Origin of the sequence: Cognatiluteimonas telluris (assembly GCF_011320095.1) — a bacterium.
Lineage (GTDB): Bacteria > Pseudomonadota > Gammaproteobacteria > Xanthomonadales > Xanthomonadaceae > Cognatiluteimonas > Cognatiluteimonas telluris.
Map to the genome: position 1 here is coordinate 150424 of NZ_JAANOY010000001.1, position 24231 is coordinate 174654.

The 24231-nt window shown below is 69.6% G+C and carries 27 protein-coding genes; 19 read left to right on the forward strand and 8 right to left on the reverse strand.

Translation table 11 applies throughout. The features are described 5' to 3' along the window. Window positions 1-9 precede the first annotated feature (9 nt). Both G7B67_RS00700 and G7B67_RS00705 read right to left on the reverse strand, forming a co-directional pair. Entirely contained in the window at window positions 10-1251 is a 1242-nt protein-coding gene (locus G7B67_RS00700; protein ID WP_166206266.1) for an AI-2E family transporter, read from the reverse strand. Between the two features lie 7 nt (window positions 1252-1258). Beyond that, window positions 1259-2365 carry a DUF2066 domain-containing protein gene (locus tag G7B67_RS00705; protein WP_166206269.1) on the reverse strand — a complete coding sequence of 369 codons (1107 nt, stop codon included), beginning with the start codon at window positions 2363-2365 and terminating at the stop codon, window positions 1259-1261. Between the two features lie 164 nt (window positions 2366-2529). Here G7B67_RS00705 and purM point away from each other — a divergent pair, with 164 nt between their 5' ends. From purM to G7B67_RS00725, 4 genes are all read left to right on the forward strand, one after another. Then, window positions 2530-3561 (forward strand): phosphoribosylformylglycinamidine cyclo-ligase, encoded by a 1032-nt coding sequence (purM, locus tag G7B67_RS00710; protein ID WP_166206848.1) that lies wholly within the window; start codon window positions 2530-2532, stop codon window positions 3559-3561. A 127-nt stretch (window positions 3562-3688) separates the two neighbouring features. Further along, entirely contained in the window at window positions 3689-4345 is a 657-nt protein-coding gene (purN, locus tag G7B67_RS00715; RefSeq protein ID WP_166206272.1) for a phosphoribosylglycinamide formyltransferase, read from the forward strand. A gap of 10 nt (window positions 4346-4355) precedes the next feature. Then, window positions 4356-5135: a DUF3108 domain-containing protein gene (locus G7B67_RS00720; RefSeq protein ID WP_166206275.1), complete on the forward strand. Its 780-nt coding sequence runs from the start codon at window positions 4356-4358 to the stop codon at window positions 5133-5135. Beyond that, window positions 5132-5839, forward strand: coding sequence for a DUF3108 domain-containing protein (locus G7B67_RS00725; protein WP_166206278.1), 708 nt, complete (start codon window positions 5132-5134; stop codon window positions 5837-5839). The genes G7B67_RS00720 and G7B67_RS00725 overlap by 4 nt, the downstream gene beginning before the upstream one ends. Window positions 5840-5952: 113 nt before the next feature. Here G7B67_RS00725 and murA read toward each other — a convergent pair whose 3' ends face one another. Continuing rightward, the gene (gene murA / locus G7B67_RS00730; protein ID WP_166206281.1) at window positions 5953-7209 is read right to left on the reverse strand and encodes a UDP-N-acetylglucosamine 1-carboxyvinyltransferase; all 1257 of its coding nucleotides are present in this window, start codon (window positions 7207-7209) and stop codon (window positions 5953-5955) included. Continuing rightward, on the reverse strand, window positions 7209-7442 hold the full coding sequence (locus tag G7B67_RS00735) for a BolA family protein (RefSeq protein ID WP_166206284.1): 234 nt from the start codon (window positions 7440-7442) through the stop codon (window positions 7209-7211). The genes murA and G7B67_RS00735 overlap by 1 nt, the downstream gene beginning before the upstream one ends. An 86-nt stretch (window positions 7443-7528) precedes the next feature. On the opposite strand from G7B67_RS00735, the gene G7B67_RS00740 reads away from it, so the two are divergent. The 15 genes from G7B67_RS00740 (at window position 7529) to mgtE (ending at window position 20325) form a co-directional block, all read left to right on the forward strand. After that, the gene (locus tag G7B67_RS00740) at window positions 7529-8512 is read left to right on the forward strand and encodes a KpsF/GutQ family sugar-phosphate isomerase (RefSeq protein WP_166206851.1); all 984 of its coding nucleotides are present in this window, start codon (window positions 7529-7531) and stop codon (window positions 8510-8512) included. Window positions 8513-8653: 141 nt separating this feature from the next. Further along, on the forward strand, window positions 8654-9244 hold the full coding sequence (locus tag G7B67_RS00745) for a KdsC family phosphatase (protein ID WP_166206287.1): 591 nt from the start codon (window positions 8654-8656) through the stop codon (window positions 9242-9244). Then, window positions 9241-9798, forward strand: a complete 558-nt coding sequence (gene lptC / locus G7B67_RS00750) for an LPS export ABC transporter periplasmic protein LptC (RefSeq protein WP_166206290.1) — start codon at window positions 9241-9243, stop codon at window positions 9796-9798. The genes G7B67_RS00745 and lptC overlap by 4 nt, the downstream gene beginning before the upstream one ends. After that, on the forward strand, window positions 9782-10381 hold the full coding sequence (gene lptA, locus G7B67_RS00755) for a lipopolysaccharide transport periplasmic protein LptA (protein WP_166206293.1): 600 nt from the start codon (window positions 9782-9784) through the stop codon (window positions 10379-10381). The genes lptC and lptA overlap by 17 nt, the downstream gene beginning before the upstream one ends. Beyond that, window positions 10381-11100, forward strand: a complete 720-nt coding sequence (gene lptB, locus G7B67_RS00760; RefSeq protein ID WP_166206296.1) for an LPS export ABC transporter ATP-binding protein — start codon at window positions 10381-10383, stop codon at window positions 11098-11100. Before lptA ends, lptB begins: the two co-directional genes overlap by 1 nt. Window positions 11101-11172: 72 nt before the next feature. Then, window positions 11173-12594: an RNA polymerase factor sigma-54 gene (locus G7B67_RS00765; RefSeq protein WP_166206299.1), complete on the forward strand. Its 1422-nt coding sequence runs from the start codon at window positions 11173-11175 to the stop codon at window positions 12592-12594. 106 nt (window positions 12595-12700) lie between these two features. Beyond that, window positions 12701-13027 carry a ribosome hibernation-promoting factor, HPF/YfiA family gene (gene hpf, locus G7B67_RS00770; protein ID WP_166206302.1) on the forward strand — a complete coding sequence of 109 codons (327 nt, stop codon included), beginning with the start codon at window positions 12701-12703 and terminating at the stop codon, window positions 13025-13027. Between the two features lie 22 nt (window positions 13028-13049). Continuing rightward, complete coding sequence (locus G7B67_RS00775) at window positions 13050-13505, forward strand: PTS sugar transporter subunit IIA (RefSeq protein WP_166206305.1); 456 nt, start codon at window positions 13050-13052, stop codon at window positions 13503-13505. Between the two features lie 91 nt (window positions 13506-13596). After that, window positions 13597-14559, forward strand: a complete 963-nt coding sequence (gene hprK, locus G7B67_RS00780) for an HPr(Ser) kinase/phosphatase (RefSeq protein ID WP_166206308.1) — start codon at window positions 13597-13599, stop codon at window positions 14557-14559. A gap of 5 nt (window positions 14560-14564) precedes the next feature. Next, the gene (gene rapZ, locus G7B67_RS00785) at window positions 14565-15440 is read left to right on the forward strand and encodes an RNase adapter RapZ (protein ID WP_166206311.1); all 876 of its coding nucleotides are present in this window, start codon (window positions 14565-14567) and stop codon (window positions 15438-15440) included. 65 nt (window positions 15441-15505) lie between these two features. Beyond that, entirely contained in the window at window positions 15506-15898 is a 393-nt protein-coding gene (locus G7B67_RS00790; protein ID WP_166206314.1) for a PTS sugar transporter subunit IIA, read from the forward strand. A gap of 1 nt (window position 15899) precedes the next feature. After that, window positions 15900-16169: an HPr family phosphocarrier protein gene (locus G7B67_RS00795; RefSeq protein ID WP_166206854.1), complete on the forward strand. Its 270-nt coding sequence runs from the start codon at window positions 15900-15902 to the stop codon at window positions 16167-16169. Beyond that, window positions 16169-17890, forward strand: a complete 1722-nt coding sequence (ptsP, locus tag G7B67_RS00800; protein ID WP_166206317.1) for a phosphoenolpyruvate--protein phosphotransferase — start codon at window positions 16169-16171, stop codon at window positions 17888-17890. The genes G7B67_RS00795 and ptsP overlap by 1 nt, the downstream gene beginning before the upstream one ends. Before the next feature lie 267 nt (window positions 17891-18157). Beyond that, window positions 18158-18823: a 2OG-Fe(II) oxygenase gene (locus G7B67_RS13370; RefSeq protein ID WP_243412187.1), complete on the forward strand. Its 666-nt coding sequence runs from the start codon at window positions 18158-18160 to the stop codon at window positions 18821-18823. A 140-nt stretch (window positions 18824-18963) separates the two neighbouring features. Next, complete coding sequence (mgtE, locus tag G7B67_RS00815) at window positions 18964-20325, forward strand: magnesium transporter (RefSeq protein WP_166206326.1); 1362 nt, start codon at window positions 18964-18966, stop codon at window positions 20323-20325. Window positions 20326-20533: 208 nt separating this feature from the next. On the opposite strand, the gene G7B67_RS00820 is transcribed toward mgtE, so the two are convergent. From G7B67_RS00820 to G7B67_RS00835, 4 genes are all read right to left on the reverse strand, one after another. Next, entirely contained in the window at window positions 20534-21481 is a 948-nt protein-coding gene (locus tag G7B67_RS00820) for an aspartate carbamoyltransferase catalytic subunit (RefSeq protein WP_166206329.1), read from the reverse strand. Window positions 21482-21507: 26 nt separating this feature from the next. Further along, a complete protein-coding gene (ruvX, locus tag G7B67_RS00825; protein ID WP_166206332.1) occupies window positions 21508-21999 on the reverse strand; it encodes a Holliday junction resolvase RuvX in 492 nt (163 codons plus the stop codon). Next, window positions 21992-22561 carry a YqgE/AlgH family protein gene (locus G7B67_RS00830; RefSeq protein ID WP_166206857.1) on the reverse strand — a complete coding sequence of 190 codons (570 nt, stop codon included), beginning with the start codon at window positions 22559-22561 and terminating at the stop codon, window positions 21992-21994. Before G7B67_RS00830 ends, ruvX begins: the two co-directional genes overlap by 8 nt. 67 nt (window positions 22562-22628) lie before the next feature. Then, window positions 22629-24149, reverse strand: coding sequence for a tetratricopeptide repeat-containing sulfotransferase family protein (locus tag G7B67_RS00835; protein WP_166206335.1), 1521 nt, complete (start codon window positions 24147-24149; stop codon window positions 22629-22631). Between the last annotated feature and the right edge of the window lie 82 nt (window positions 24150-24231).

Here is a 24231-nt window from a genome sequence, read left to right on the forward strand (position 1 = left end):
GGTCGTCGCTCACGCCGGAGCGTCCCCGGCGGGCGATCGGCCCGCGGCGGGGTGGCCAGTCGCGGTTTCCTGCACGGATGCCGCGACGGGCTCGATTGCGACGACCGCAACCGCCGCCAGCCCGGCATCGACGTCGGCATCGACACGCGCGTGGGCGGACACCGGCCCCTCGCCCGCGTACAGCCGGCTGTGCGTGTAGCGCTGGTGTGCGTAGCGCAGCAGCACGTTGGCGATCGCCGCCACCGGCAGCGCCAGCAGCATGCCGAGGAATCCGAAGAGCTGGCCGCCGGTGAGCACGGCAAAGATCACCGCCGCCGGATGCAATCCGATGCGATCGCCGACGATCTTCGGCGTCAGCCAGAAGCTTTCGATCACCTGGCCGATCCCGAACACCGCCAGCACGCCGGCGACGTGCTGCCAGTCGCCGTATTCGACCAGCGCCGCGATGCCGCCGAGCACGATGACCGTCGCCGGGCCCAGGTAGGGCACGAAGGTCAGCACGCCGGCGATCAGGCCGATCAGGATGCCCAGGTCCAGGCCGATGCCGGTCAGGCCCGCGGCGTAGAGCACGCCCAGGATCAGCATCACCAGCAGTTGCCCGCGAAGGAACCCACCCAGCACCGAACTGGACTCCTGCGCCAGCCGCGACACCACCGGTGCGTGGTCGCGCGGCACCAGCGCCGCCACCCGCTCCACGATCAGGTCCCAGTCGCGCAGGAAGAAGAACGTCAGCACCGGCAGCAGCACCAGGTTGGTCACCCAGCCCAGCAGCGCGAAGCCCGAGCGCGACAGGTAGCCCAGCAGCGTCGCCGCGGTTCCGCCCGCCTGCTCCCAGTGCGCGCGCACCAGCGCGATCAGGTGCTGCGGATCCAGCCATTCCACCAGCACCAGGCCGGTCTTCTGCTCCAGCCATGGCAGGCCGGTGCCGACCAGCCAGTCGCGGTAATGCGGCAGGGACTCGACCAGGGTCACGACCTGGCGCTGCAGCAGTGGCAACAGCAGCAGCAACGCCAGCAGCACCAGCGCCGTCATCACGCTGAACACCACCGCGACGGCGGCGTTGCGCGAGCGGCAGGAACGTTCCAGGCGGTCCACCAGCGGGTCGCCGAGCCAGCCCAGCAGCGCCGCCACCACGAACGGTGTCAGCACCGGCGCCAGCAGCCATAGCAGCCAGCCGGCGAGCAGCGCGCCAAGCCCCCACTGCAGGCGCCGGAGGAAGAGCGCCACCTCGTGATTCGCCGACGGGGTCATGGCTGTGTCAGCGCAACCGGAAGACCGAGCCGATGTCCTGGGCACCGGCGTCGGCCGGCCGCTCGCCGGATTCATCGACCAGCACGTCGTCATCGATCAGGCGCCGGAAGCCTTCCATTCCCGTGGCCAGGTCCAGGTCGACCTCCAGTCCAGCCGGGGTCGCGCGCACCGGGGTGATGTGGCGTACGACGGCGATCCCCTGCAGGTAGCCCGACAGGCGCATGAAGTCCTCGCTGCTGTCGATCCCCACGAAGGTGACGCGGAAGATGCCCGGCGTCCCGGCGCTCTCGGCCTTGGCGTAGCGACGCACCAGCGCATCGGCCGCGCCATCGGCGCCGGCCGCCATGGCGCGGCGGGCATCGGGCTCCTCGTCGGTCCAGTGGCCCAGGACCCGGCCGTGGTCGACGAATGTCCAGTCGCCGGTCCAGCCGCCACTGCTGCGGTAGAGCTTGCCGATCAGCTGCATCGGCGGGTTGTAGCGCGCCGAGATGCGCGCAACGGCAGCCGTATCCCCGCGCCAGATCGCGCCGACCGCGGCCTGTTCGGCGGCGCTGCCGGCGGGCAGGCCGAGCTTGAACCCGCGGTCGACCGCGCGATCGAGCACCGCGCGCGCTGCGCTGGCCTGCGGCAGGCCCACCAGGCGCGCACCGCGGCCGTCGTCGATCGCCAGCCACAGCACCGGCTTGGGCCGGGGTTGCGGCCACACCGGAACGCCCAGGGCGGCGACCAGGTTGTCGACCTTGTCCGGGTCGAACCGCACGATCAGGGTCGTGTCGAAGGTCGGCGCGCCGGTGGTGGGCGAGACCCCCTCGTCCTGGCGGTAGTCGTAGCTGTCGACCAGGTCCTTCGCAGTGCGCAGCGCCTGGCCCACGCCTGGGCGCTGGGCGGCGTTGCGGTCGCCGGAGATCCTGCCGAGAACCTGCGCCAGCGCGCGCGCGAAGCCGGTACCGCGCTCGCTCTCGCCCTGGCTGTGGACGCTGACTTCGGCCTGGTAGAGGCCCTGCGCGGCAGCGCGATCGCCCTCGACACGCTGCGCCGAGGCCACGCCCATCCCCATGGCAAGCAGGCCCAGCAGCGACCCCGTGATCCACGCCATCCGGATTGCCCGACGCATCGTCCATCCTTCCGCGAAACGAGCCGAAATGGTGCCGTACCCGCGCCATCGCGTCCATGCCGGCGTCCGCGCGCTGCTAAAATCGCCGGCCCAGCGCCTGCGCGCGTGCTGCCTGGATCGGCGTGAACAGCCCCAACTCCCCTGCTTCGGGCGCTCCGGCGCCGATGACCTATCGCGATGCCGGCGTCGACATCGATGCCGGCAATGCCGTCGTCGAGCGCATCAAGCCGCTGGTGCGACGCAGTTTCCGGCCCGAGGTGATGGGCGGACTCGGCGGCTTCGGCGCGCTGTTCGACCTCTCCGGGAAATACCGCGAGCCGGTGCTGGTGTCCGGCACCGATGGCGTCGGCACCAAGCTCAAGCTGGCGCAACAGCTCGGCCGCCACGACACCATCGGCATCGACCTGGTCGGCATGTGCGTCAACGACGTGCTGGTGCAGGGCGCCGAGCCGCTGTTCTTCCTCGACTATTTCGCCACCGGCAAGCTCAACGTCGAGACCACGGTCGCGGTCGTCGGCGGCATCGCGAAGGGCTGCGAACTCGCCGGCTGCGCCCTGATCGGCGGCGAGACCGCCGAGATGCCCGACATGTATCCGCCGGGCGAATACGACCTGGCCGGTTTCACCGTCGGCGCGGTGGAGAAATCGAAGCTGCTCGACGGCCACAAGGTGCGCGCGGGCGACGTGCTGGTCGGGATCGCGTCCAGCGGCCCGCATTCCAACGGCTACTCGCTGATCCGGCGCATCTTCGACCGCGCCGGGCGTCCGGGCGATGTCGACGTCGGTGGGGTCAAGCTGATCGACGCGCTGATGGCGCCGACGGCGTTGTACGTCAAACCCATCCTCGAACTGCTGTCCCGGCACGACGTCAGCGACGGCGGCATCCATGCGATGGCGCACATCACCGGCGGCGGCCTGACCGAGAACATCATCCGCGTGATCCCCGACGGGCTCGGGCTGCGGATCGAAGCGTCGACGATTGTTTTGCCGCCGGTGTTCGACTGGCTGCAGCGCGAAGGCGCGGTCGCCGACGAGGAAATGTGGCGCACGTTCAACTGCGGCGTCGGCTTCGTGCTGGTGGTTGCCGCGGGCGATGTCGCCGCGGTCGGCGCCGACCTCGATCGCCTCGGCCTGGCGCATCGGCCGATCGGTGAGGTCGTGGCCGCGGCCGGCGGCGAACGCGTCCGCATCGGCTGACCGCGATGGTCCGTAGCCCGGGTAAGCGCAGCGCACCCGGGACGAATCGCGCCGCGACGACACCACGGATTCTCCCAGCCAGACCCCGGGTGCGCCGTGCTTACCCGGGCTACGAAAACCCAGCCCCATGAGCCTCGATCTCGCCGTCCTCGTCTCCGGCCGTGGCAGCAACCTGCAGGCGCTGGTCGATGCGATCGGCGACGGACAGCTGGACGCGCGCATCGTCGGCGTGTTCTGCGATCGCGCCAATGCCCCGGCGGTGGAGCGCGCGCGATCGGCGGGACTTGCGACGCAGGTGGTGGCGCCGCGCGGCTTCGCGACGCGGCTGGAGCACGACGCGGCCCTGTTCGATGCCATCGATGCCCGGAAGCCGGACCTGATCGTCTGCGCCGGGTACATGCGCCTGATCGGCGAACGCGAGGTCCAGGCGCGGCGTGGACGCCTGGTCAACATCCATCCGTCGTTGCTGCCCGCCTTCAAGGGCCTGCATACGCACGCCCAGGCGGTGGCGGCCGGCGTGGCCGAGCACGGCGCCAGCGTGCATTACGTGACCCCGGATCTCGATGGCGGCCCGGTGATCGCGCAGGCGCGGGTGCCGGTGCAACCTGGCGACGATGCCGAAACCCTCGCCCGCCGGGTGCTGGCGCGCGAGCATCCACTGCTGGTGCGGACGTTGCAGCTGATCGCGCAAGGCCGCATCGCCCTGCGGGACGAGCGCGTGCAGCTCGATGGCAGGCCGCTCGCGACCCCGCTTCAGCTGGCAGCCAACCAGCGCTTCCCATGATGGCGCCCCTATGAGCCGTCTCCTTCCCCTCGCCGCGCTGTTGCCGCTGGCATTGCTCGCGGCGCCGCGACCACTCCCGGCCCAGCAGCTGGCACCCGTGGTGCCGGCGACGGCGGAGATGTCGACGCTGCCGGTACCGCCACTGCAACCGTTCAGCGCCACCTACCAGGTCTTCCATGATGGCCATGAGCTGGGACAGGCGACGCTGCAGCTGACGCATGTCGACGGCGCGCGCTGGCGCATCGACCTGGGCATGCAGGGCCGCGGACTGGCGCGCCTGACCGGGTTGAACCTGCAGCAGAGCACGCTGTTCGACACCGACGGCCACGCTTACCGGCCGCTGGCGCAAAGCACGGTCAAGCGCGCCTTTTTCTCCAGCCGCAAGACCGTGGGCGTGTACGACTGGACGCGCGGCACGGCGACCTGGACCGGCGACGTCAAGCCCGGTCACGCCGGCCCCGTCGCGTTGCGCGATGGCGACATGAGCGGCCTGCTGATCGACCTGGCCGTGATCCGCGATGCGGCGCCGGGGCGCGTGCTCGACTATCGCTTCGTCGACGACGGCCGCGTGCGCGACCATCACTGGATCGTCGCACCGCAGACCGAAACCATGGCGGCAGGCGACCTGGCTTACGACGCCATGCGCGCCAACCGCCTGCAGGACGGCGGCGACGACACCCTGATCTGGGTGGCTGCCGGCGTCCCCACGCCGATCCGCATCCTGCAACGCGAGGACGGTGCCGACAGCACCGACCTGCGCTTGATCCAATACCAAGGAGTCGCCCGATGAACCGAGTTCCGTTGTTCCGCGCCGCCGTCGGCCAGCGCCTGGCACCGCTGCTGCTGGGTGCCTTCGTCCTCGCCGCCAGCGCACCGGCACTGGCGATCAAGCCGTTCACCGCCGACTACCAGGCCAACTACATGGGCCTGCAGGCGCAGGGCCGGATGACGCTGGCATCGGCGGGCGCCAACCGCTGGAAATACACGCTCGACGTGCACAACGGCCTGGCCAACCTCAGCCAGAGCACGACGTTCGAGGACAAGGACGGCAAGTGGCGGCCGCTGTCGGGCACCGATTCCTCGATGTTGCTGGTCAAGCACAGCGACAAGAACGCAACCTACGACTGGGCCAAGGGCGAGGCGCGCTGGAGCGGCGACGTCAAACCCGAACGCAGCGGTCCGGTGGCGCTGCAGGCCGGCGACCTCGATGCGATGCTGGTCAACCTGGCGATCGCGCGCGATGTCGCCGCGGGCAAGCCGCTCAACTACCGGATGGTCGACGACGGCCGCGCCAAGCAGATGAGCTACCAGGTCGCCGGCAAGGAAACCATCACCATCGCAGGCAAGCCGCAGGAAGCGACCAAGGTCACCCGCACCGACGGCGACAAGCAGACGATGCTATGGGTGGTCGACGGCATTCCGGTGCCGGCGCGCATCCTGCAGCGCAAGGATGGCAAGGACGAGATGGACCTGAAGCTGACCGCGCTGCACTAGCGCGGCGCCCGCTCCCCGCCGCAGCGGCTTGTGTAGCCGCAGCTTCAGCCGCGCGCTCTCGTGTCGATCGCAAGAGCAGCAGCTCGCGGCTGGAGCCGCTCCTGCCAAACGGGTTACGAAACGCGCCGGATGCTCGCGCCCAGCGCCGACAGCTTGGCTTCGATGTTCTCGTAACCGCGATCCAGGTGGTAGATGCGGTCGATCGTGGTCTGGCCCTGGGCAACCAGTCCGGCCAGGATCAGCGACGCCGATGCGCGCAGGTCGGTCGCCATCACCGGCGCCCCGCTGAGGACGTCCACGCCGCGCACGATCGCGGTGTGGCCCTCGACGCGGATGTCCGCACCCAGGCGCAGCAGCTCCTGCACGTGCATGAAGCGGTTCTCGAAGATCGTCTCGTTGATCACGCCGACGCCGTCGGCGATGCAGTTGAGCGCCATGAACTGCGCCTGCATGTCGGTCGGGAATCCCGGATGCGGCGCGGTGGTGATGTTGACCGCACGCGGGCGTCGGCCCTGCATGTCCAGGGTGATGCGGTCGTCGCTGCATTCGATCGCGGCACCGGCTTCGCGCAGCTTGCCCAGCACCGCATCCATGGTGTCCGGGCGGGCGTGGGTCGCGGTCACGTGGCCGCCGGTCATCGCCGCCGCCACCAGGAACGTGCCGGTCTCGATCCGGTCGGGCACCACGGAATGTTCGCCGCCGTGCAGCCGCTCGACGCCTTCGACCACCATCCGCCCGGTACCGGCGCCCTCGATGCGCGCGCCCATCGCCACCAGGCACGCCGCCAGGTCGACGATTTCAGGCTCCATCGCGGCGTTCTCGAGCACGCTGCGGCCTTCGGCGAGCGTGGCCGCCATCAGCACGTTCTCGGTGGCGCCGACGCTGACCATGTCGAACACGACACGGCCGCCGCGCAGGCGGCTGGCGCTGGCCTTGATGAAGCCGTGGTCGACGCTGACTTCGGCGCCCAGCGCCTGCATGCCCTTGATGTGCTGGTCCACCGGGCGCGAACCGATCGCGCAGCCGCCGGGCAACGACACTTCGGCCGCGCCATGGCGCGCCAGCAACGGCCCGAGCACCAGCACCGAGGCGCGCATGGTCTTGACCAGTTCGTAGGGCGCGACGTGGCTGTTGACCCGGGTCGGGTCGATGCCGATGACGTGGTCGTCGCTGACGTCGATGCCGGCGCCCAGTTCGCCGAGCAGGCGCAGGGTCGTGCGCACGTCGTGCAGGCGCGGCACGTTGCGGATCGTCACCGGCCCATCGGCCAGCAGCGCCGCGCACAGGATCGGCAGCACGGCGTTCTTGGCGCCGGAAATGCGCACCTCGCCGCGCAGCGCGCGGCCGCCTTCGACCAGGATCTTGTCCATCAGGCCCCCGCTTCGCCGGGGGCGAGGGTCTTCAGCGCCAGGGCATGGATTTCGCCGCCCATGCGCCCGCCCAGGGTCGCGTAGACCATCCGGTGGCGCGCCAGCGGCAATTTGCCGGCGAAGGCCTCCGACACGACGGTCGCATCGAAATGCACCCCGTCGGCGCCCTGGACCTCGACGCGCGCGCCGGGCAGGCCTTGTTCGATCAGCTGACGGATCTGGTCGGGATTCATGGGCCGCTGCGCGAAGCGCGTAAACTAAGAGCCATTCAGTCTAGCGGAAAGCCGCGACCCGCATGCCGTCCGAGTCCCTGATTTCGATGCCCAAGGCGGTCGCGTTCGATGTCGCCGAGAGCGGCCGGCGCGTGTTCGCGGTGGAGATCCAAGGCCTCGAGGCGGTGGCCGCGCGGATCGACGGCGCCTTCACCGCCGCCTGCCAGCTGCTGCTCGCCTGCCACGGCCGCGTGGTGTGCATCGGCATGGGCAAGTCGGGGCATGTCGCGCGCAAGATCGCCGCGACCTTCGCCTCCACCGGCACCCCCGCCTTCTACGTCCATCCGGGCGAAGCCGGGCATGGCGACCTGGGCATGATCACCGATGCCGACGTCGTGCTGGCCTTGTCCAATTCCGGCGAGACCGACGAACTGCTGATGCTGCTGCCGGTGCTCAAGCGCCAGGGCAACCGGCTGATCGCGATGACCGGGCGGCCATCGTCGACGCTGGCGCTGGAGTCGGACGTGCACCTGGATGTCAGCGTGCCCGCCGAAGCCTGTCCGTTGGCGCTGGCGCCCACCACGAGCACCACCGCCGCGCTGGCGCTGGGCGACGCGCTGGCGGTCGCGCTGCTCGAGGCGCGCGGGTTCACCGCCGATGATTTCGCCCGCTCGCATCCGGCCGGCGCGCTTGGCCGGCGGTTGTTGCTGCACATCACCGACGTCATGCATTCGGGCGACGATGTCCCGCGCGTGCGCGCCGATGCGACCCTGAGCCAGGCGCTGGTGGAGATGAGCCGCAAGCGCCTGGGGATGACGGCCGTCGTCGACGACGACAACCGGCTGCTGGGCCTCTACACCGACGGCGACCTGCGACGCACGCTCGACGACGCCGCGATCGACCTGCGCCGCACGCGCATCGACGAGGTCATGACCCGGGCGCCGAAAACCATCGGCTTCGACGCCCTTGCCGTCGAAGCCGCCAAGCTGATGGAAACGCACCAGATCAACGCATTGCTGGTGCTCGATGGCGCCGGCTGCGTGGTCGGCGCGCTCAACATTCATGACCTGTTGCGGGCGCGGGTGGTTTAAGGGCCCGGCCCATGTCGCCCCGCCCGCGAGGGATCGCGGCAGCCCGACATGCCACCGGCCACCGCCGTCCGCCTGCCTTACCGACAGCATCGGGCCACCCCTCCACGGCCGTGACTTCGCCACCACCCTTCGCGACATTCGATGACCTACTCGCATATTTCCGACTATCCCGCCGACGTGCTTGCCCGTGCGGCCGGCGTGCGACTGGTGTGTTTCGACGTCGACGGCACGCTCACCGACGGGCGGCTGCTGTTCGACAGCGAAGGGCGTGAACTCAAGGCCTTCCACGTCCGCGATGGGCTCGGCCTGGCCTTGCTGCGCCGGCATGGGTTCGAAGTCGCGCTCGTCACCGCCCGCGCCAGCGTGATCGTCGAGCGCCGGGCGCGGGAACTGGGCGTGCGCGCCTGCACCAAGATCGCCGACAAACTGGCCTGCGTCGGCGGCATCGCCAGCGAGCTCGGCATCGACATGCCCGCCGTCGCCTTCATGGGCGACGACCTGGTCGACCTTGCCGCATTGCAGGCGGCGGGCCTGTCGGTGGCGCCGGCCGATGCGCACGCATGGGTACGCGAGCGCGTGCACTGGCGCACCGTCGCCTGCGGTGGCCTCGGCGCCGCGCGCGAACTGTGCGACCTGCTGCTCGCCGCACACGGCAAGGCTGGCGACGCCCTGGCACAGTCTCTGGAATCGCAGACACCCTCGGCGCAACTCACCCCTGCGGTGACGCAATGAACTGGCGTGCCGTCGCCACCGTGTTGCTGCTGGCCGGCGCGCTGGTCAGCGGCTGGGCGGTGCTGCACCAGCGGCCCAAGGCGCCCACCCAGGGGGCGGGCACCGGCCTGTCTGATTACGTCCTGCGGGACTTCGAGTTGATCTCGCTGGACGACCATGGGAAGGAGGCGTTCACCCTACGCGCGCCGATGCTGCAGCAGACCCCGGGCGCCAGGACCATGGACCTGACGACGCCGCTGTTCCTGCTCCCCAACGAGAGCGGCCACTACTGGCATGTGAAATCGAACAAGGGTTGGGTAAGCGCCAATCGTGACCAGATCCGCCTGACGGGCAACGTGCGGACGCTCAGTCCATCGGAGGAGCCCAGCCGGATCGCGATGAAGACCTCGCAGCTGAACGTTTTCCCCAACTCCCGCAAGGCAGCCACCCGCGCGTTTGTGACCGTGACCCAGCCCGGCCTTACAATGCATGCTCGTGGCATGCAGGTCGACTTCGGCACGCGACGCTACCAACTCATGTCCCAGGTACGCTCCCACTATGTCCCGCCTCGCTAAATCGACGATGCTCCTGCTGGGATTGCTGGCCTTCGGCGCGGCATGGGCCCGGACCTCGGACCGCAACCAGCCGATGAACATCGAATCCGGCCACCAGAGCGGGACGTTCCAGAGTGACAGCGTGTCGTTGCTGACGGGTGGTGTCGAGATCACGCAGGGCACGTTGCACATCACGTCCGCGACGGCCGAGATCACGATGCACGACGACGAGATTGCACGTGCCGTCTTCAAGGGCAATCCGGTCGTGCTGAACCAGCAGATGGACGACGGTACGCCGATGACGGCGCGTGCGGGCAACGTCGACTACAACCTGCACAACGAGGTCGTGGTCTTCACCGGCAATGTCGAATTGCAGCAGCCACGCGGGTCGATGAGCGGCGAGCGGGTCGTCTACAACCTCAAGACGGGTGCGATCGAAAGCGGCGGCGAAGGCAACGGCCGGGTCAAAATGCGGATCATGCCCAAGCACCCGGCGTCGCCGCCCGCAGCCGCGACTCCGGCGACCGGAACGGCTCCGGAATCCACTCCGGGGGCCGGGGCGACCCCCCCCGCGGCGCCCACCTCGACGCCGACCACGCCCTGATGCTGGTCGCCGAAGGACTGCGCAAGCGCTATCGCGCGCGCGAAGTCGTCCATGATTTCGGATTGACCCTGGACGCCGGCGAGGTGGTCGGGCTGCTTGGCCCCAACGGCGCCGGCAAGACCACCTGCTTCTACATGATCGTCGGCCTGGTGCCGGCGGACGCCGGGCGCATCGTGCTCGACGGCCGGGACATCACCGCCGAGCCGATGTATACCCGCGCCAAGCTCGGGGTCGGCTACCTGCCGCAGGAACCCTCGGTGTTCCGCAAGCTCAGCGTCGCGGACAACCTGCGCCTGGTCCTGGAACTGCGCCCGGACCTGGATCGTGCCGGCCGCGAGCGCGAACTCCAGAGCCTGATGGAGGAATTGCAGGTCGCGCACGTGGCCGACCAGAGCGGCGCCAGCCTCTCCGGCGGCGAACGGCGCCGGGTGGAGATCGCCCGCGCGCTGGCGGCCAAGCCGCGGCTGATGCTGCTGGACGAGCCGTTCGCCGGTGTCGACCCGATCTCGGTAGGGGAAATCCAGCGCATCGTCCGTCACCTGAAGAACCGCGGCATCGGTGTATTGATCACCGACCACAACGTCCGCGAGACCTTGGGCATTTGCGACCGCGCGTATATCCTCAGCGAGGGTGGCGTGCTCGCGCAGGGGGCTCCGGACGCGCTGCTGGCCAATCCTGACGTGCGACGCGTCTACCTGGGCGAATCCTTCCGTCTGTAGTTCCCGGTGCGCCGGGGGCCCAGCGACCGGCCAGAGCGCATCGCCGTCCGAACCCTGGACGCGTCCTCCGGTATGAAGCCCCGTCTGACGACATCGCTAGGCCAGCAGCTGGTGCTGACACCACAGCTGCGCCAGGCGATCCACCTGCTGCAGCTGTCGGCGCTGGAACTGGAGGCCGAATTGGCCGAAGCCGTGGAGTCCAACCCACTGCTGGACTGGGCCGAACCCGGGGAGCTGCGCACGACCGAAGCTGGCGCCGGGGACGCCCCGGGTACCGCTGGCGGCGATGACGACGCGCCGCCGCCGGACGACGTGGCGCCCTGGACCGGCGGCGACGAGCCCTGGCAGCAACGGATTGGCCATTCCGACGATGACGACGATGGCGATGCCGCCGACCGGGTCGCCGAACCGCAGTCGCTGCGCGACCACCTTCAGTGGCAATTGCACCTGACCCACCTGTCCGCGCGCGACCGTCGCATCGGTGCCGCGCTCATCGACGCCATCGACGACGACGGCTACCTGCGCGAGTCGCTGCAGGCGCTGTGCGAGGCGGTCCGTCCCGACCTGGTCGTAAGCGAAGACGAGATGCTCGCGGTCCTGCGCCAGTTGCAGGGATTCGATCCGGCCGGAGTCGGCGCGCGTGACCTCGGCGAGTGCCTGCTTCTGCAACTGGCGCCATTGCCGGACGACACCCCGGGCAAGCCGCTGGCACTGCGCATCGCCGCTGGCCCGATCGACCGGCTGCCGAAAATCGGCATCGACGGCGTCGCCGGCGAGTTGCACTGCACGCTCTGCGAAGCCGATACCGCGCTGCGACTGCTGCGCTCGCTCGATCCACGCCCGGGCGCCCAGATCGGCAGCCTGCCGGCCGATACCTACATCACGCCGGACTGCGTCATCTGGCGGCGGCAGGGCGTCTGGCGCGTCGGACTGGCCTCGGGGCGCGCGCCACGCCTGACCATCCATCGCGGCTACGAGCAGATGATCGGCCACGCCGGGGCCAGCGACGGCTACCTGCGTGGTCGCCTGCAGGAGGCGCGCTGGCTGCTGCGCAACATCGAGGCCCGCGGTGAAACCCTGCTCAAGGTGGTGCGCTGCCTGGTCAGGCAGCAATCCGGCTTCCTCGAGTTCGGAGCCCAGGCGCTGCGTCCGTTGACCCTGCGCGAAGTGGCGGCGGAGGTCGGGTTGCACGAATCGACGGTGTCGCGCGCGATCGCGCGTAAATACGTGCGTACCCCGCGTGGCACGGTGGCGTTGCGCAGTTTCTTCGCCTCCGGGATCGACACCGACGGCGGCGGGGAGGCCTCCAGCATCGCCATCCAGAGCATGATCCGGCGCCTGGTCGAAGCCGAGAACCCCCGAAAGCCCCTGTCCGATGCCCTCCTGTCGGAAGCGCTCAAGGCCGCCGGGGTCCCGGTGGCGCGGCGCACGGTCGCCAAATACCGCGAGGCAATGGGGATCGTGTCCTCGCAGGAGCGCGTTCGGATCGGCTGAACGGCGTACGGCTCATGCCGCCCCACGCCGTCCCGGGGTAGTCTGTGGCCGTGGCCTGTCGAAAGCGACGCGGCCACGGTCCACCCACCGTTCAAGGAGGTTGCCGATGCGCATCGAGACCCACGGCCAGCAGATCGACGTCACCCCGGCGCTGCACGAATACGTGCAGAGCAAGCTGGCCCGGCTGGAGCGGCATTTCGACCAGCCCATCGACGCCCGTGTCATCCTGGGCGTGGAAAAGACCGACCAGCGCGCCGAGTGCACGGTCAACTTTGCCGGCCGCACGCTGCACGCGGACGCCAGCGGCGTCGACGTGTACGCGGCGATCGACCTGCTGGCCGACAAGCTCGACCGCCTGCTTGGCAAGCACAAGGAAAAGCTCGTCGACCACCACCGCGGCGAAAGCCCCGCCCGCAGCGGCGATTTCGCCTGAGTTGCCCGGGACCCTGCCCGCGATGTCCCTGTCCGAAGTGCTAGCGCCCGACCGCATCGTGGTGCTGACCGATGCCGGCAGTCGCGATGGCGTGCTCGACGCCGCCGCGCGCCTGCTGGCTGGACCGGCCGGCGATGGGCCGGCCGGCACGATCGCCGAGGGCCTGCGCCAGCGGGAACGCATGGGCAGCACCGCGATCGGCCATGGCGTGGCGATCCCGCATGGGCGCATCGCCGGGATCACCCGGACGCGCGCGGCATTCCTGCGCCTGCAACCGCCGATCGATTTCACCGCGGCCGACGGCGCGCCCGTCGACCTGGTGCTCGCCATGGCCGCGCCGGAGCATTTCACCCAGCAACACCTGCAATTGCTGTCGCAGGTGGCCGAACGCTTCGCCGACCCGGAATTCCGCGCGGCGCTTCGCGACGCGCCGGATGTCCTGGCGTTGCGCGGCGTGCTGGGCGCCGGGATTCCATGATGGCGCGCGGCCTGCGATTTGCGCCGGGCCCCGCGGCAGGCTGGCCTGGCCTGGCGATACCGCACGAATCCGCGACCACCCCGCTGCCCGCATGACGTCCAAGATCAGCGCCCGCGAATTGTTCGAACAGCAGCGCGAACGCCTCGGCCTGCGTTGGCTGGCCGGGCTCAATGGCGCATGCCGCGTGCTGGAGTCGGTCGACACGGTCGCCCGGCGGCCATCGCTGGCCGGCTACCTCAACGCGATCTATCCCAACAAGGTGCAGATCCTGGGCAGCGAGGAACTCACCTGGCTCGACGGCCTGGATTCGCGCCAGCGCTGGGAGACGATCGCCAAGATCGTGGGCTTCGCGCCGCTGGCGCTGGTGATCAGCAAGGACCAGCCCTGCCCGGAGGACCTGCGCCTGGCCGCCGAGGAATTCGGCACGCCGCTGTGGACGTCGCCCAAGCGCGGCCACGAGCTGCTCAACCACCTGCAATACCACCTGGCACGCACACTGGCGCCGCGGGTGACGTTGCATGGCGTGTTCATGGAGATCTATTCGATCGGCGTGCTGATCACCGGCGAATCGGGCTCGGGCAAGAGCGAGCTCGCGCTCGAGCTGATCACGCGTGGCCACCGGCTGGTCGCCGACGACGCACCCGAGTTCACCCAGATCGCACCCGACGTGCTCGACGGCACCAGTCCGGAAATGCTGCAGGACATGCTGGAAGTGCGCGGCCTGGGCGTGCTCGACATCCGCCAGATGTTCGGCGACACCGCGGTGAAGAAGAACAAGTACCTGCGCCTGATCGTGCACCTGACCCAGCCGAACCAAGGCTCGACCGAAACCGCCCGGTCCACCGGCGGGCTGGAGCGCATCACCGGCGACATCGGCGCGCGCCGCGTGCTCGACCTCGACGTTCCCATGATCACCTTGCCGGTGATGCCGGGCCGCAACCTCGCGGTATTGACCGAAGCCGCCGCGCGCGGGCACATCCTGCGCGCCAAGGGTGTCGATCCGGCCGCTGCATTCATGGCCCGCCACAGCCATTTCCTCGAACGCTCCTCCTGACCGGCATGCAGCCGCCCACCGCCCCCTCCCTGATCATCGTCAGCGGCATGTCCGGCTCGGGCAAGTCGGTCGCGCTCAACACCTTCGAAGACCTTGGCTTCTACTGCGTCGACAACCTGCCCGCGGAACTGCTGCCCGAATTCGTGCGCAGCGTCGCGCGCGACGATGGCGCGCCAGGCAAGCTCGCCGTCGGCATCGACGTGCGCAACCGGCATACCGACCTGTCCAACATCCCGGAGTGGCTGTCGGCGGTCGGGGCGCTGGGCCTTGACCCGAAGCTCGTCTTCTTCGACACCACCGAGACGGTGCTGCTCAAGCGCTACGCCGACACGCGTCGGCGGCATCCGCTGAGCCACCTCGGGCTTGCGCTCGCCGACGCGATCTCGCTGGAGCGCCAGGTGCTCAAGCCATTGCGGCAGATCGCCGACATCGTGATCGACACCAGCCAGCTCAACGTCCACCAGATGCGACGCCAGGTAATCACCGATTTCGGCCTGGCGACCGAGGATTCACTGTCGCTGCTGTTCGAATCCTTCGCTTACAAGCGCGGGGTGCCGGCGGACGCGGATTTCGTCTTCGATGCACGGGTGCTGCCCAACCCACACTGGAATCCGGAACTGCGGCCGCTGTCCGGACGCGATGAGGCCGTGCGCTGGTACCTGGACAGCCAGGACTTCGTCAACGAGTACGTCAACCAGGTCGAGCAGTTCCTCGACACCTGGCTGCCGCGCCTGCGCTCGGACACGCGCAGCTACGTCACCGTCGCCTTCGGCTGCACCGGGGGACGCCACCGCTCGGTGTACCTGGCCGAACGGCTGGCCCAGCATTGCCGCACCCGCGATTACGGCGAGGTCGCGGTCTACCACCGCGAGCTGGACTGAGCGACGAGGGTGCCGACGCGACCACGGTGCTTCCGGTGCATCGCCGCGCCTGCTAACTTCATGACATGACGGTCGGCGTCCTGCTCATCACCCACGAAGGCATCGGCTCGGCGCTGATCGCCGCGGCCACGCGGCTGCTTCGCCAGCTGCCGCTGAAGACCGAGGCGTTCGAAGTGCCCTGGGACGGCGATGCCGACACCCTGCTGCCGGCCGCGAGCGCGGCACTGCGGCGCGTCGACGATGGGGACGGCGCGCTTCTGCTGACCGACCTCTATGGCGCCACGCCCAGCAACCTGGCGTCGAAGCTGGCACGCATCGGCACGCCCGTGCGGCGGGTGTCTGCGCTCAACCTGCCGATGCTGCTGCGGGTGATGAATTACGCCGACCTCGAACTCGACGAACTCCCTGCCATTGCCGCCGCCGGCGCGCGCAATGGCGTCATCCAGGACGATGCCTGACGTGATCGAGCGCGAACTCACCATCGGCAACCGCCTGGGCCTGCATGCCCGCGCCAGCGCGCGCCTGGTCCAGGTGCTTGCCGGTTACCGCTCCAATGCAACGCTTATCGCCAAGGGTCGCGAGGTCAACGCCAAGAGCATCATGGGCGTGATGCTGCTCGCCGCCGGGCCGGGTACCAGCGTGCTGCTGCGCGTCGATGGCGTGGACGAAACCGCCGCCGCCGCCGCCGTGGCCGACCTGTTCGAGCGCAAGTTCGACGAGGACGCCTGATGCGGCTGTCATTGCCCGCCAACGGCGCCTCGCGCGGCAGCGCGCTGGGGCGCGCACGCGTGCGGCTGCCGCACGTGCTGGAGGTCACCGAGCAGCGCATCGAGGACGTCGATGCCGAACTGGATCGCCTGCACGATGCGATCCGCGTGGTCCGGGGCGAGATGCGCGCGCTGCGCCAGCGCCTGCAGGGCGTGCTGGCGCAGGAGGTCGGCGAGTTCCTCGAGTTGCACGCCCTGCTGCTGGACGATCCGGAACTGCTGCAGGGCCTGGACGCGCTGATCCGCAAGGAGCGCTACTCGGCCGACTATGCGCTGCGCCTGCAGCGCGACCGCATCGCCGCGATCTTCACCGGCATGGACGATGCGTACCTGCGCACCCGCATCGACGACATCGACCAGGTGATCAGCCGCATCCATGCCGCGCTGCATCGACGCGAGACCGACGTCAGCGGGGTGGCCGGCGAGATCGTGGTCGCCGACAACATCGCCCCGACCGACATGCTGCAACTGCAGTCACAGGGCGTCATGGCGGTGGTCACCGCCGGCGGCAGCACGCTGTCGCACAGCGCCATCCTCGCCCGCAGCCTGCACCTGCCGCTGGTGGTCGGCGTGGCCCAGGCATTGTCCAAGATCAACGATGGCGACGTCCTGGTGGTCGACGGCGGCATCGGCCTGGTGGTGCGCGACCCGGATGCCGACGACCTTCGCGCGCATCGCGCCCGCACCCGCGAGTATGCACGCGAGCGCAAGCAGCTCAACCGCCTGCGCCGCGAGCCATCGCGCACCCGCGATGGCGTCGACATCAAACTGTGGGCCAATGCCGAATCGCGCGAGGACGTGGCCGAATCCCACGCGCTCGGGGCGGCGGGCATCGGCCTGTACCGTACCGAATTCCTGTTCCTGAACAGCCGGGTGCTTCCAGACGAGGACACCCAGTTCCGCGCCTATCGCGACCTCGTCCTGGGGATGACCGGCCGCACCGTCACCATCCGCACCCTGGACGTCGGCGCCGACAAGGCCGATCGCACGGGGCTGGCATTGGGCAACGAGCCCAATCCCGCGCTGGGCGTGCGCGGCGTACGCCTGTCGATGCGCAATCCCGGCCTGTTCGAAGCACAGTTGCGCGCCATCGTGCGCGCTTCTGGCTACGGACCCGTCCGCCTGCTGGTGCCGATGGTGTGCTGCCGCGAGGAAATGGTCGCCGTGCGCAGCCTGCTCAGGAAGGTGGTTGCCGACCTGCGTCGCGAAGGCCACGAGGTCGCCGACGCGATCCCGGTGGGGGCGATGATCGAGGTGCCGGCGGCGGCGATCGCAGTGCCGGGTTTCGTCGGCCTCACCGATTTCCTGTCGATCGGCACCAACGACCTCGTCCAGTACCTGCTGGCCATCGATCGCAACAACGAGGCGCTGGCGGACCTGTACACGCCGCTGCACCCCGCGGTACTGCGGCTGCTGCAATCGGTGATCACGCTGGCCAACAAGCGCGGCATCCCGGTGGCGGTCTGCGGAGAGATGGCATCGGAACCGGACTTCGTCCCGCTGCTGCTGGCCCTTGGCCTGGTGGAGTTCAGCATGCACCCGGGCACCCTGCTGGAAGTGCGCCGCGCCATCCGAGCCTGCGACCTGACGACCCTGCGCGCGCGCGCGCCGGCCTTGCTCCGGGCGGGCGACCGTGCCGCGATCCAGGCCTGGCTCGACGACAACCGGCCTGCCGCTGGATGACATCCTTTCCGAGCGACCTGTCCACCTGCATCGCGCCTGCCGTCATCGCCCGGGCGGGCACGATCCGCGCCGGCTTCGGGCAGGCGCGACCGTTCCGCCACTGCGTCATCGATGGCTTCTTCACCACACCGTTCGCGCAGACGCTGCTGCACGCGTTCCGGCATTCGAGCGCGGCAACCCGCTCAACGAGGATGGCGTGGCCGGCAATAAGTCGGTGCTCGAACGCATCCAAGCGCCCGGCGGCGCCTACCAGCAACTCGACGCCTGGTGCAGTCGCCAGCCTTCCTCGAATTCGTCGGACGCCTGACCAACATCCCGGACCTGCTTTATGACCGCGATTACTGCGGCGGCGGCACGCATGAGAACCGCCACGGGCAGGCGCTGGACAACCACATCGACTTCAACCTCCACCCGGGCACCGGCGGGGCATCGGCGGCTGAACCTGATCGTGTACCCGACGCCGGAGTGGCAAGCTGGCTGGGGCGGCGCGCTGGAGCTGCATCGCGCCCCCCCGATCCGGACACCGATGAAGTGGTCGAAGTCGTGCCGGCCTTCAACCGTTGCGTGATTGTCGAGACCACCGAGCACAGCTGGCATGGGTTCCCGCGCATCACCCTGCCCGCGGACCGCAAGGATCTGAGCCGCAGGTCGATCGCGCTGTATTTCCATACCCGCGAACGTCCGGCCGAGCAGACGGCGTTGAAGCATTCCACCGTCTACGTCGATCGCGCCCTGCCCCCGCACCTGCAACCCGGGCGCGTGCTGACCGAGCGCGATGTCGCCGACTTGCGCGAGCTGCTCGCCACCCGGGACGGCCACAACCGGCGCCTGTATTGCGACATCGCCACCCTGCAATCGCGGCTGGATGGCGGTTTCGCCGGGCAGGTATTCAACGCGATACGTCGCATGCTGGGACGACTGCGCGAACGCTAGGCGGTCCTGCCCAGGCCATTCGCGCGCGGGGTGGGCAGCAGGCAGGCCGCGGGCGATAATGCCCCGCATGCACGCCCTGCATTGACGTCGTCCCGCCCTCGCGGGGACGCGCGCCCCGCCCCAGGCAACCGGACCCCCGCATGGTCGAAGCCGTCCGCCACGACAAGACCGCGCGCCAGCTGCGTCTGCTTTCCGACGCGCTGGACAGCGGGCGCCTGGGTCCGGTGCGGCGGCTGGTCAACACCCTGTCGCCGGCGGAGATCGGCAACCTGCTCGAATCGCTGCCGCCCGGCGAGCGTACCGTGGTCTGGGGCCTGGTCGATCCGGAGGATGATGGCGAGGTGCTGCTGCATGTCGGCGACGACGTGCGCGAAGGGCTCATCGCCGACATGGACCCGGACGAGATCCTGGCCGCGGTCGAGGACCTGGACATCGACGACCTCGCCGACCTCGTCGAGGACCTGCCCGACACCGTCATCGACGAAGTACTCAAGTCGATGGACCGCGAGAACCGCGAGCGGCTGGAGCAGGTTCTGTCGTATCCGGAGGACAGCGCCGGGCGCCTGATGAACCCCGACGTGGTCACCGTGCGCGCCGACACCACCGTCGACGTCGTGCTGCGCTACCTGCGCCTGCGCGGCGAGTTGCCCGACCACACCGACCACATCTACGTCGTCAGCCGCCGCCACCAGTACCTGGGGCGGATCGCGCTGCAATCGCTGCTGACGCACGAAGCCAGCACCCCGATCAACGAGCTGCTCGACGACGAGCAACCCGCAATCGACGTCGAGGAATCCTCGGGCGCGGTCGCACGGCAGTTCTCCGACCACGACTGGATCTCCGCGCCGGTGGTGGACGACAACAACATCCTGCTCGGCCGCATCACCATCGACGACGTGGTCGACATCATCCGCGACCAGGCCGAGCACCAGGCGCTCGGCGCCGCCGGCCTGGACGAGGACGAGGACTTGTTCTCGCCGGTCAAGCGCGCCACCAAGCGCCGGTTGCTGTGGCTGACGATCAACCTCGGCACCGCGTTCCTCGCCGCCGGCGTGGTCAAGCAGTTCCAGGGCACGATCGCGCACATCGTCGCGCTGGCGGTGTTGATGCCGATCGTCGCCGGCATGGGCGGCAACGCCGGCACCCAGGTGCTGGCGCTGGTGGTGCGCGGGCTCGCGCTCGGGCAACTGGCGGCGTCCAACGTGCGGGTGCTGATCTGGAAGGAGATCCGGGTCGCGTTGCTCAACGGGCTGGCGCTCGGACTGCTGCTGGGCGGAATCGTCTGGTTGTGGTTCGGCGAATGGCCGCTGGCGCTGGTGATCGCCAGTGCGCTGACGATCAACCTCGCCTCGGCCGCGCTGGCCGGCGTCATGGTGCCGGTGACGCTCAAGCGCATGGGCTTCGATCCGGCGCTGGCGGGAAGCGTGATCCTCACCACGGTGACCGACGTGATGGGGTTCCTGAGTTTCCTCGGACTGGCGACACTGGTGCTGCTGCACTAGCGATCGCGCACTGCGCGACCATGCCAGTGGTCGCATCGACACCGCCCGCGCTGCAACCTGGCGCAGAGCGCCCCGGATGCGCTGCGCTTGTCCTGGCTACGATGACTGGCGCGAAGTCCGCCGATGCGCTGCGCTTATCCGGGCTGCGGCAATTTGGAATTCCACGCGACGCAGCCCGGGTAAGGCCAAAGGCCGCAGCCGGGACTCCCTAGCGACCCAGCACGGCTTCCAGTATCGCCATCCGCACCGCGACGCCATTGGCCACCTGCTGCAGGATGCGCGATTGCGGTCCGTCGGCGACGGCATCGTCGATCTCCACGCCGCGATTCATCGGCCCCGGATGCAGCACAATGGCATCGGCAGCGGCACGGCGCAGGCGCTCGACGCCCAGGCCGTAATCGCGGTGGTAGCCATCGATCGATTCGATCAGCCCTTCCTGCATGCGCTCGCGCTGCAGGCGCAGCATCATCACCACGTCGACGCCTTCGAGCGCGGCGTCGAAATCGTCGAAAACCTCGCAGCCTTGCAACGTGTCGTCGTCGGGCAGGAGGCTGCCCGGGCCGCAGGCGCGGATGCGTCGTACGCCCAGCGCGCGCAGTGCATGGAGATCCGATCGCGCGACCCGCGAATGCCTGATGTCGCCGACGATCAGCACCGCCAGGTCCTCGAAGCGGTCGCCCTTGGCCTGCCGGATCGTCAGCATGTCGAGCAGGCCCTGGGTCGGGTGCGCGCTGCGCCCATCGCCGGCGTTCACCAGGGCCGTGCCCGGGCGGGCGGCGCTGGCGAGCGCCGCGACCGCGCCATCGATCCTGTCGCGCACCACGAAACCGCGCACGCCCATCGCTTCGATGTTGCGGAAGGTATCGACGGCCGTCTCACCCTTGCTGGTCGACGACGTCGCGGCATCGAAGTTGAGCACGTCAGCGCCCAGTCGGGTTGCCGCCAGCTGGAAGCTCGAACGCGTCCGTGTCGACGGCTCGAAGAACAGCGTGCAGACCGCGGTACCGGCGAGCATGCCGCGCAACGCATGCGATGCCGCAGGGGAGGCATGCAGCTGCTGGGCACGATCGAGCAGCCCGCGGATCGTCGCTGCCGGCAGGCCGTCGAGCGTGAGCAGGTGCCGCAGGCGGCCATCGTCGTCGGTTTGCTGGTTCATCGTTGACGTCGTCGAAGTAGGAAGATTCAGGGGATCGCGACCGCATCTTTCGGCGCCGCCAGCCAACGTTCGACGATGACCGCGGCGGCCACGGCATCCAGGGCGACCGCATCACGGCGTTTCCTTCGCCCCTGCGCACGCTCTGCGGCGAAACGCTGCGCGGCCTCGATCGAGCTCGCGCGCTCGTCGACCAGCACCACCGGCAGCGCATAGCGCGAGCGCAGCTGGGCTGCGAACGCATGGGCGGCCTGTCGGATCGGCTGGTCGCCACCGTCGAGCGTCATCGGGTCGCCGACGATCAGTCCATTGGGCCGCCATGCGGCGTGCAGGCGATCGATCGCGACCCAGTCCGGGCCGTGGCCATGCACGTCGATCACCGCCAGCGCCCGCGCGCCCTGGCCGAAGAGGCTGGCGACCGCGACCCCGATCCGGCGCGAACCGACATCGAAACCAAGCACCGTCCCATCGCGGGGGATTGCGCCAGGCATCGGGTCGGTGGCGATGGCGTCCTCAGGCATGGCCGCTGTAATCGGCGATGCGGCTCATGTCGACGCCGATGCGTCCTGCCGCCGCCCGCCAGCGCGCATCCAGCGGCAGCGAGAACAGCAGTTCGGGATCCGCCGGGGCGGTCAGCCAGCTGTTGTCCACCAGCTCGCTTTCCAGCTGGCCAGCGCCCCATCCGGCGCAGCCCAGCGCAACCGTGGCGTGAGCCGGGCCGTCGCCGCGCGCGATCGCCTCCAGGATGTCGCGCGAGGTGGTGACGTACAGCCGCGAGGCGATCGCGAGCGTCGAATCCCATTCGCGCTCCCCGTCGTGCAGCACGAAGCCGCGCTCCGGATGCACGGGACCGCCGGCGAGCACGGGCTGTGCGCACAGGGCCTGGTCGGCACTTTCGATGCCCATCTGCTGGAAGACCTCTCCCAGGGTGTATTCCGAAGCGCGGTTGAACACGACGCCCATCGCCCCTTCCTCGTCGTGCTGGCAGATCAGCGCCACGCTGCGCTCGAACGGGGAATCGGCCAACGCCGGCAAGGCGATCAGCACCTGGTTGGCCAGCGAAACCGCGGCCTGGGACGACATGTCGGACATGCGCCAATTCTAACAAGGGGGCGGAAGATGCCCGCAGCGGATACCCCTGGTGAATCGATCAAGTCGTATCCGGATTGCGCCGCCCCTGTGACGGATCGCAGGGACACGGCGGCCGGGGCCGGACAGCAGGACGCCCGCCGAAGCGGGCGCCTGCCGTTGCGCCGTGCGACGTCGCCCACGGCGATGCCGAACGCTGCCGGAGTTCCCGGGTGATGGCGATGACCTCCGGCAGCTCCATCGTGCCTTCCACCGCCGAATGGCTCGACAGGATCTGCTCGACCAGGGTGGACCCGGCGCGCGGCAGGCCAACGATGAAGATCGGATCGCGCGCCTGGCTGCCAGCGCCCGCGCGTGCCTCGAAGAACTCGCGCGTATAGACCTGCCGTGCCCGGCGCATGCGCGCGGTGATGTCGTCGGGGTCATGCGGCGCGGTCGCCTTGCGCAGCGTATTGCCGGCCAGATAATGGCGGAACGACGCGGCGTAGTCGCCCTCGTCCTCCAGGGCCTTGCCCAGGGCGAACTCCAGGTGGTGGCGGGCTTCCTGCGTCAGTCCGGGGCGTTGCAACTGCTGGCGCATCACGACGATGTCGTCGGCGTCGAAGCGGAACGTCTTCAGGTGGGCCAGGCTCCACCAGGCTTCGCCGTGCCCCGGGTCGAGCGCGATAGCGCGACGATAGGCATCGATCGCGCGCGGCTGGAATCCCGCTGTCTTCAGCGCGTGGCCGTGGCTGGTCCAGAGCCTGGGGTGCGCGGGATGCTCGGCGACCAGCGCTTCATACAGTTCGATTGCCTGAGTGGCGTCGCCGATGCGGCTGAGGATCACCGCCTTGAGGTTGCGATAGCTGGCGTTGCCGGGCGCGGCGGCCAGCAGTAGCTCCGCTTCGGCCAGCGCTTCGGCGTGGCGGTTGCAGCGATTGAGGATCAGCGCGTGGTTGTGGCGGGCGGCGTGGAAGCCGGGCGCCAGTTCCAGGCAGCGCGCGAGCAATTGCAGCGCATCATCGTCGCGGCCCAGTCGCGCAGCGACCTCGGCCAGCATCCGGATCGCGGCGACGTCCGTAGGCGCGCGACCCAGGTGCGCACGCAGTAACGCCTCGGCTTCCGGGATGCGATCGTCGCAAAGCGCGGCGGCGGCCTGCAGCAGGCCCGGGTCGCGGGTCGAGTGGCGCACGTGGCGGGCATAGGCCTGGCCCGCGGCGTCGGTGTCGCCGGACGCCTGCAGCACGTCCGCAAGGATCCGCCAGCCTCCCGGCATGTCGGGCTTGAGCGCAAGCGCATGCCGCATCGCGACGATGCCATCGTCCGCCCGGCCGGTTCCGGCCAACGCCTGCCCATGTTCCAGGTGCGCGCGGGCCCAGGACGGATGCGCGGCGGCCAGCGGGGCGGCCAGCGCCAGTGCCTCGGCGTGGCGGCCCAGCGCATTGCAGCCGGCCGCCTGCAGCAGCCGTGCCACCGGGTGGCCGGGGGCAGCGGCGAGGATCTCGGCGGCCTGCTCGACCGCCAGCGCCGGGTGGCTCGCCAACAGCCGCTCCGCGTGCGCCAGCGCCTGCGCAAGCGGCCCGGTGGCGTCGCCCTCACCCATGCACGTGGCCGGCCGCACGACGACGCGATGGCCGCGACGCGCGCACGCCTGCCCCGATGCCGCACAAGCGCTGGATCGCACG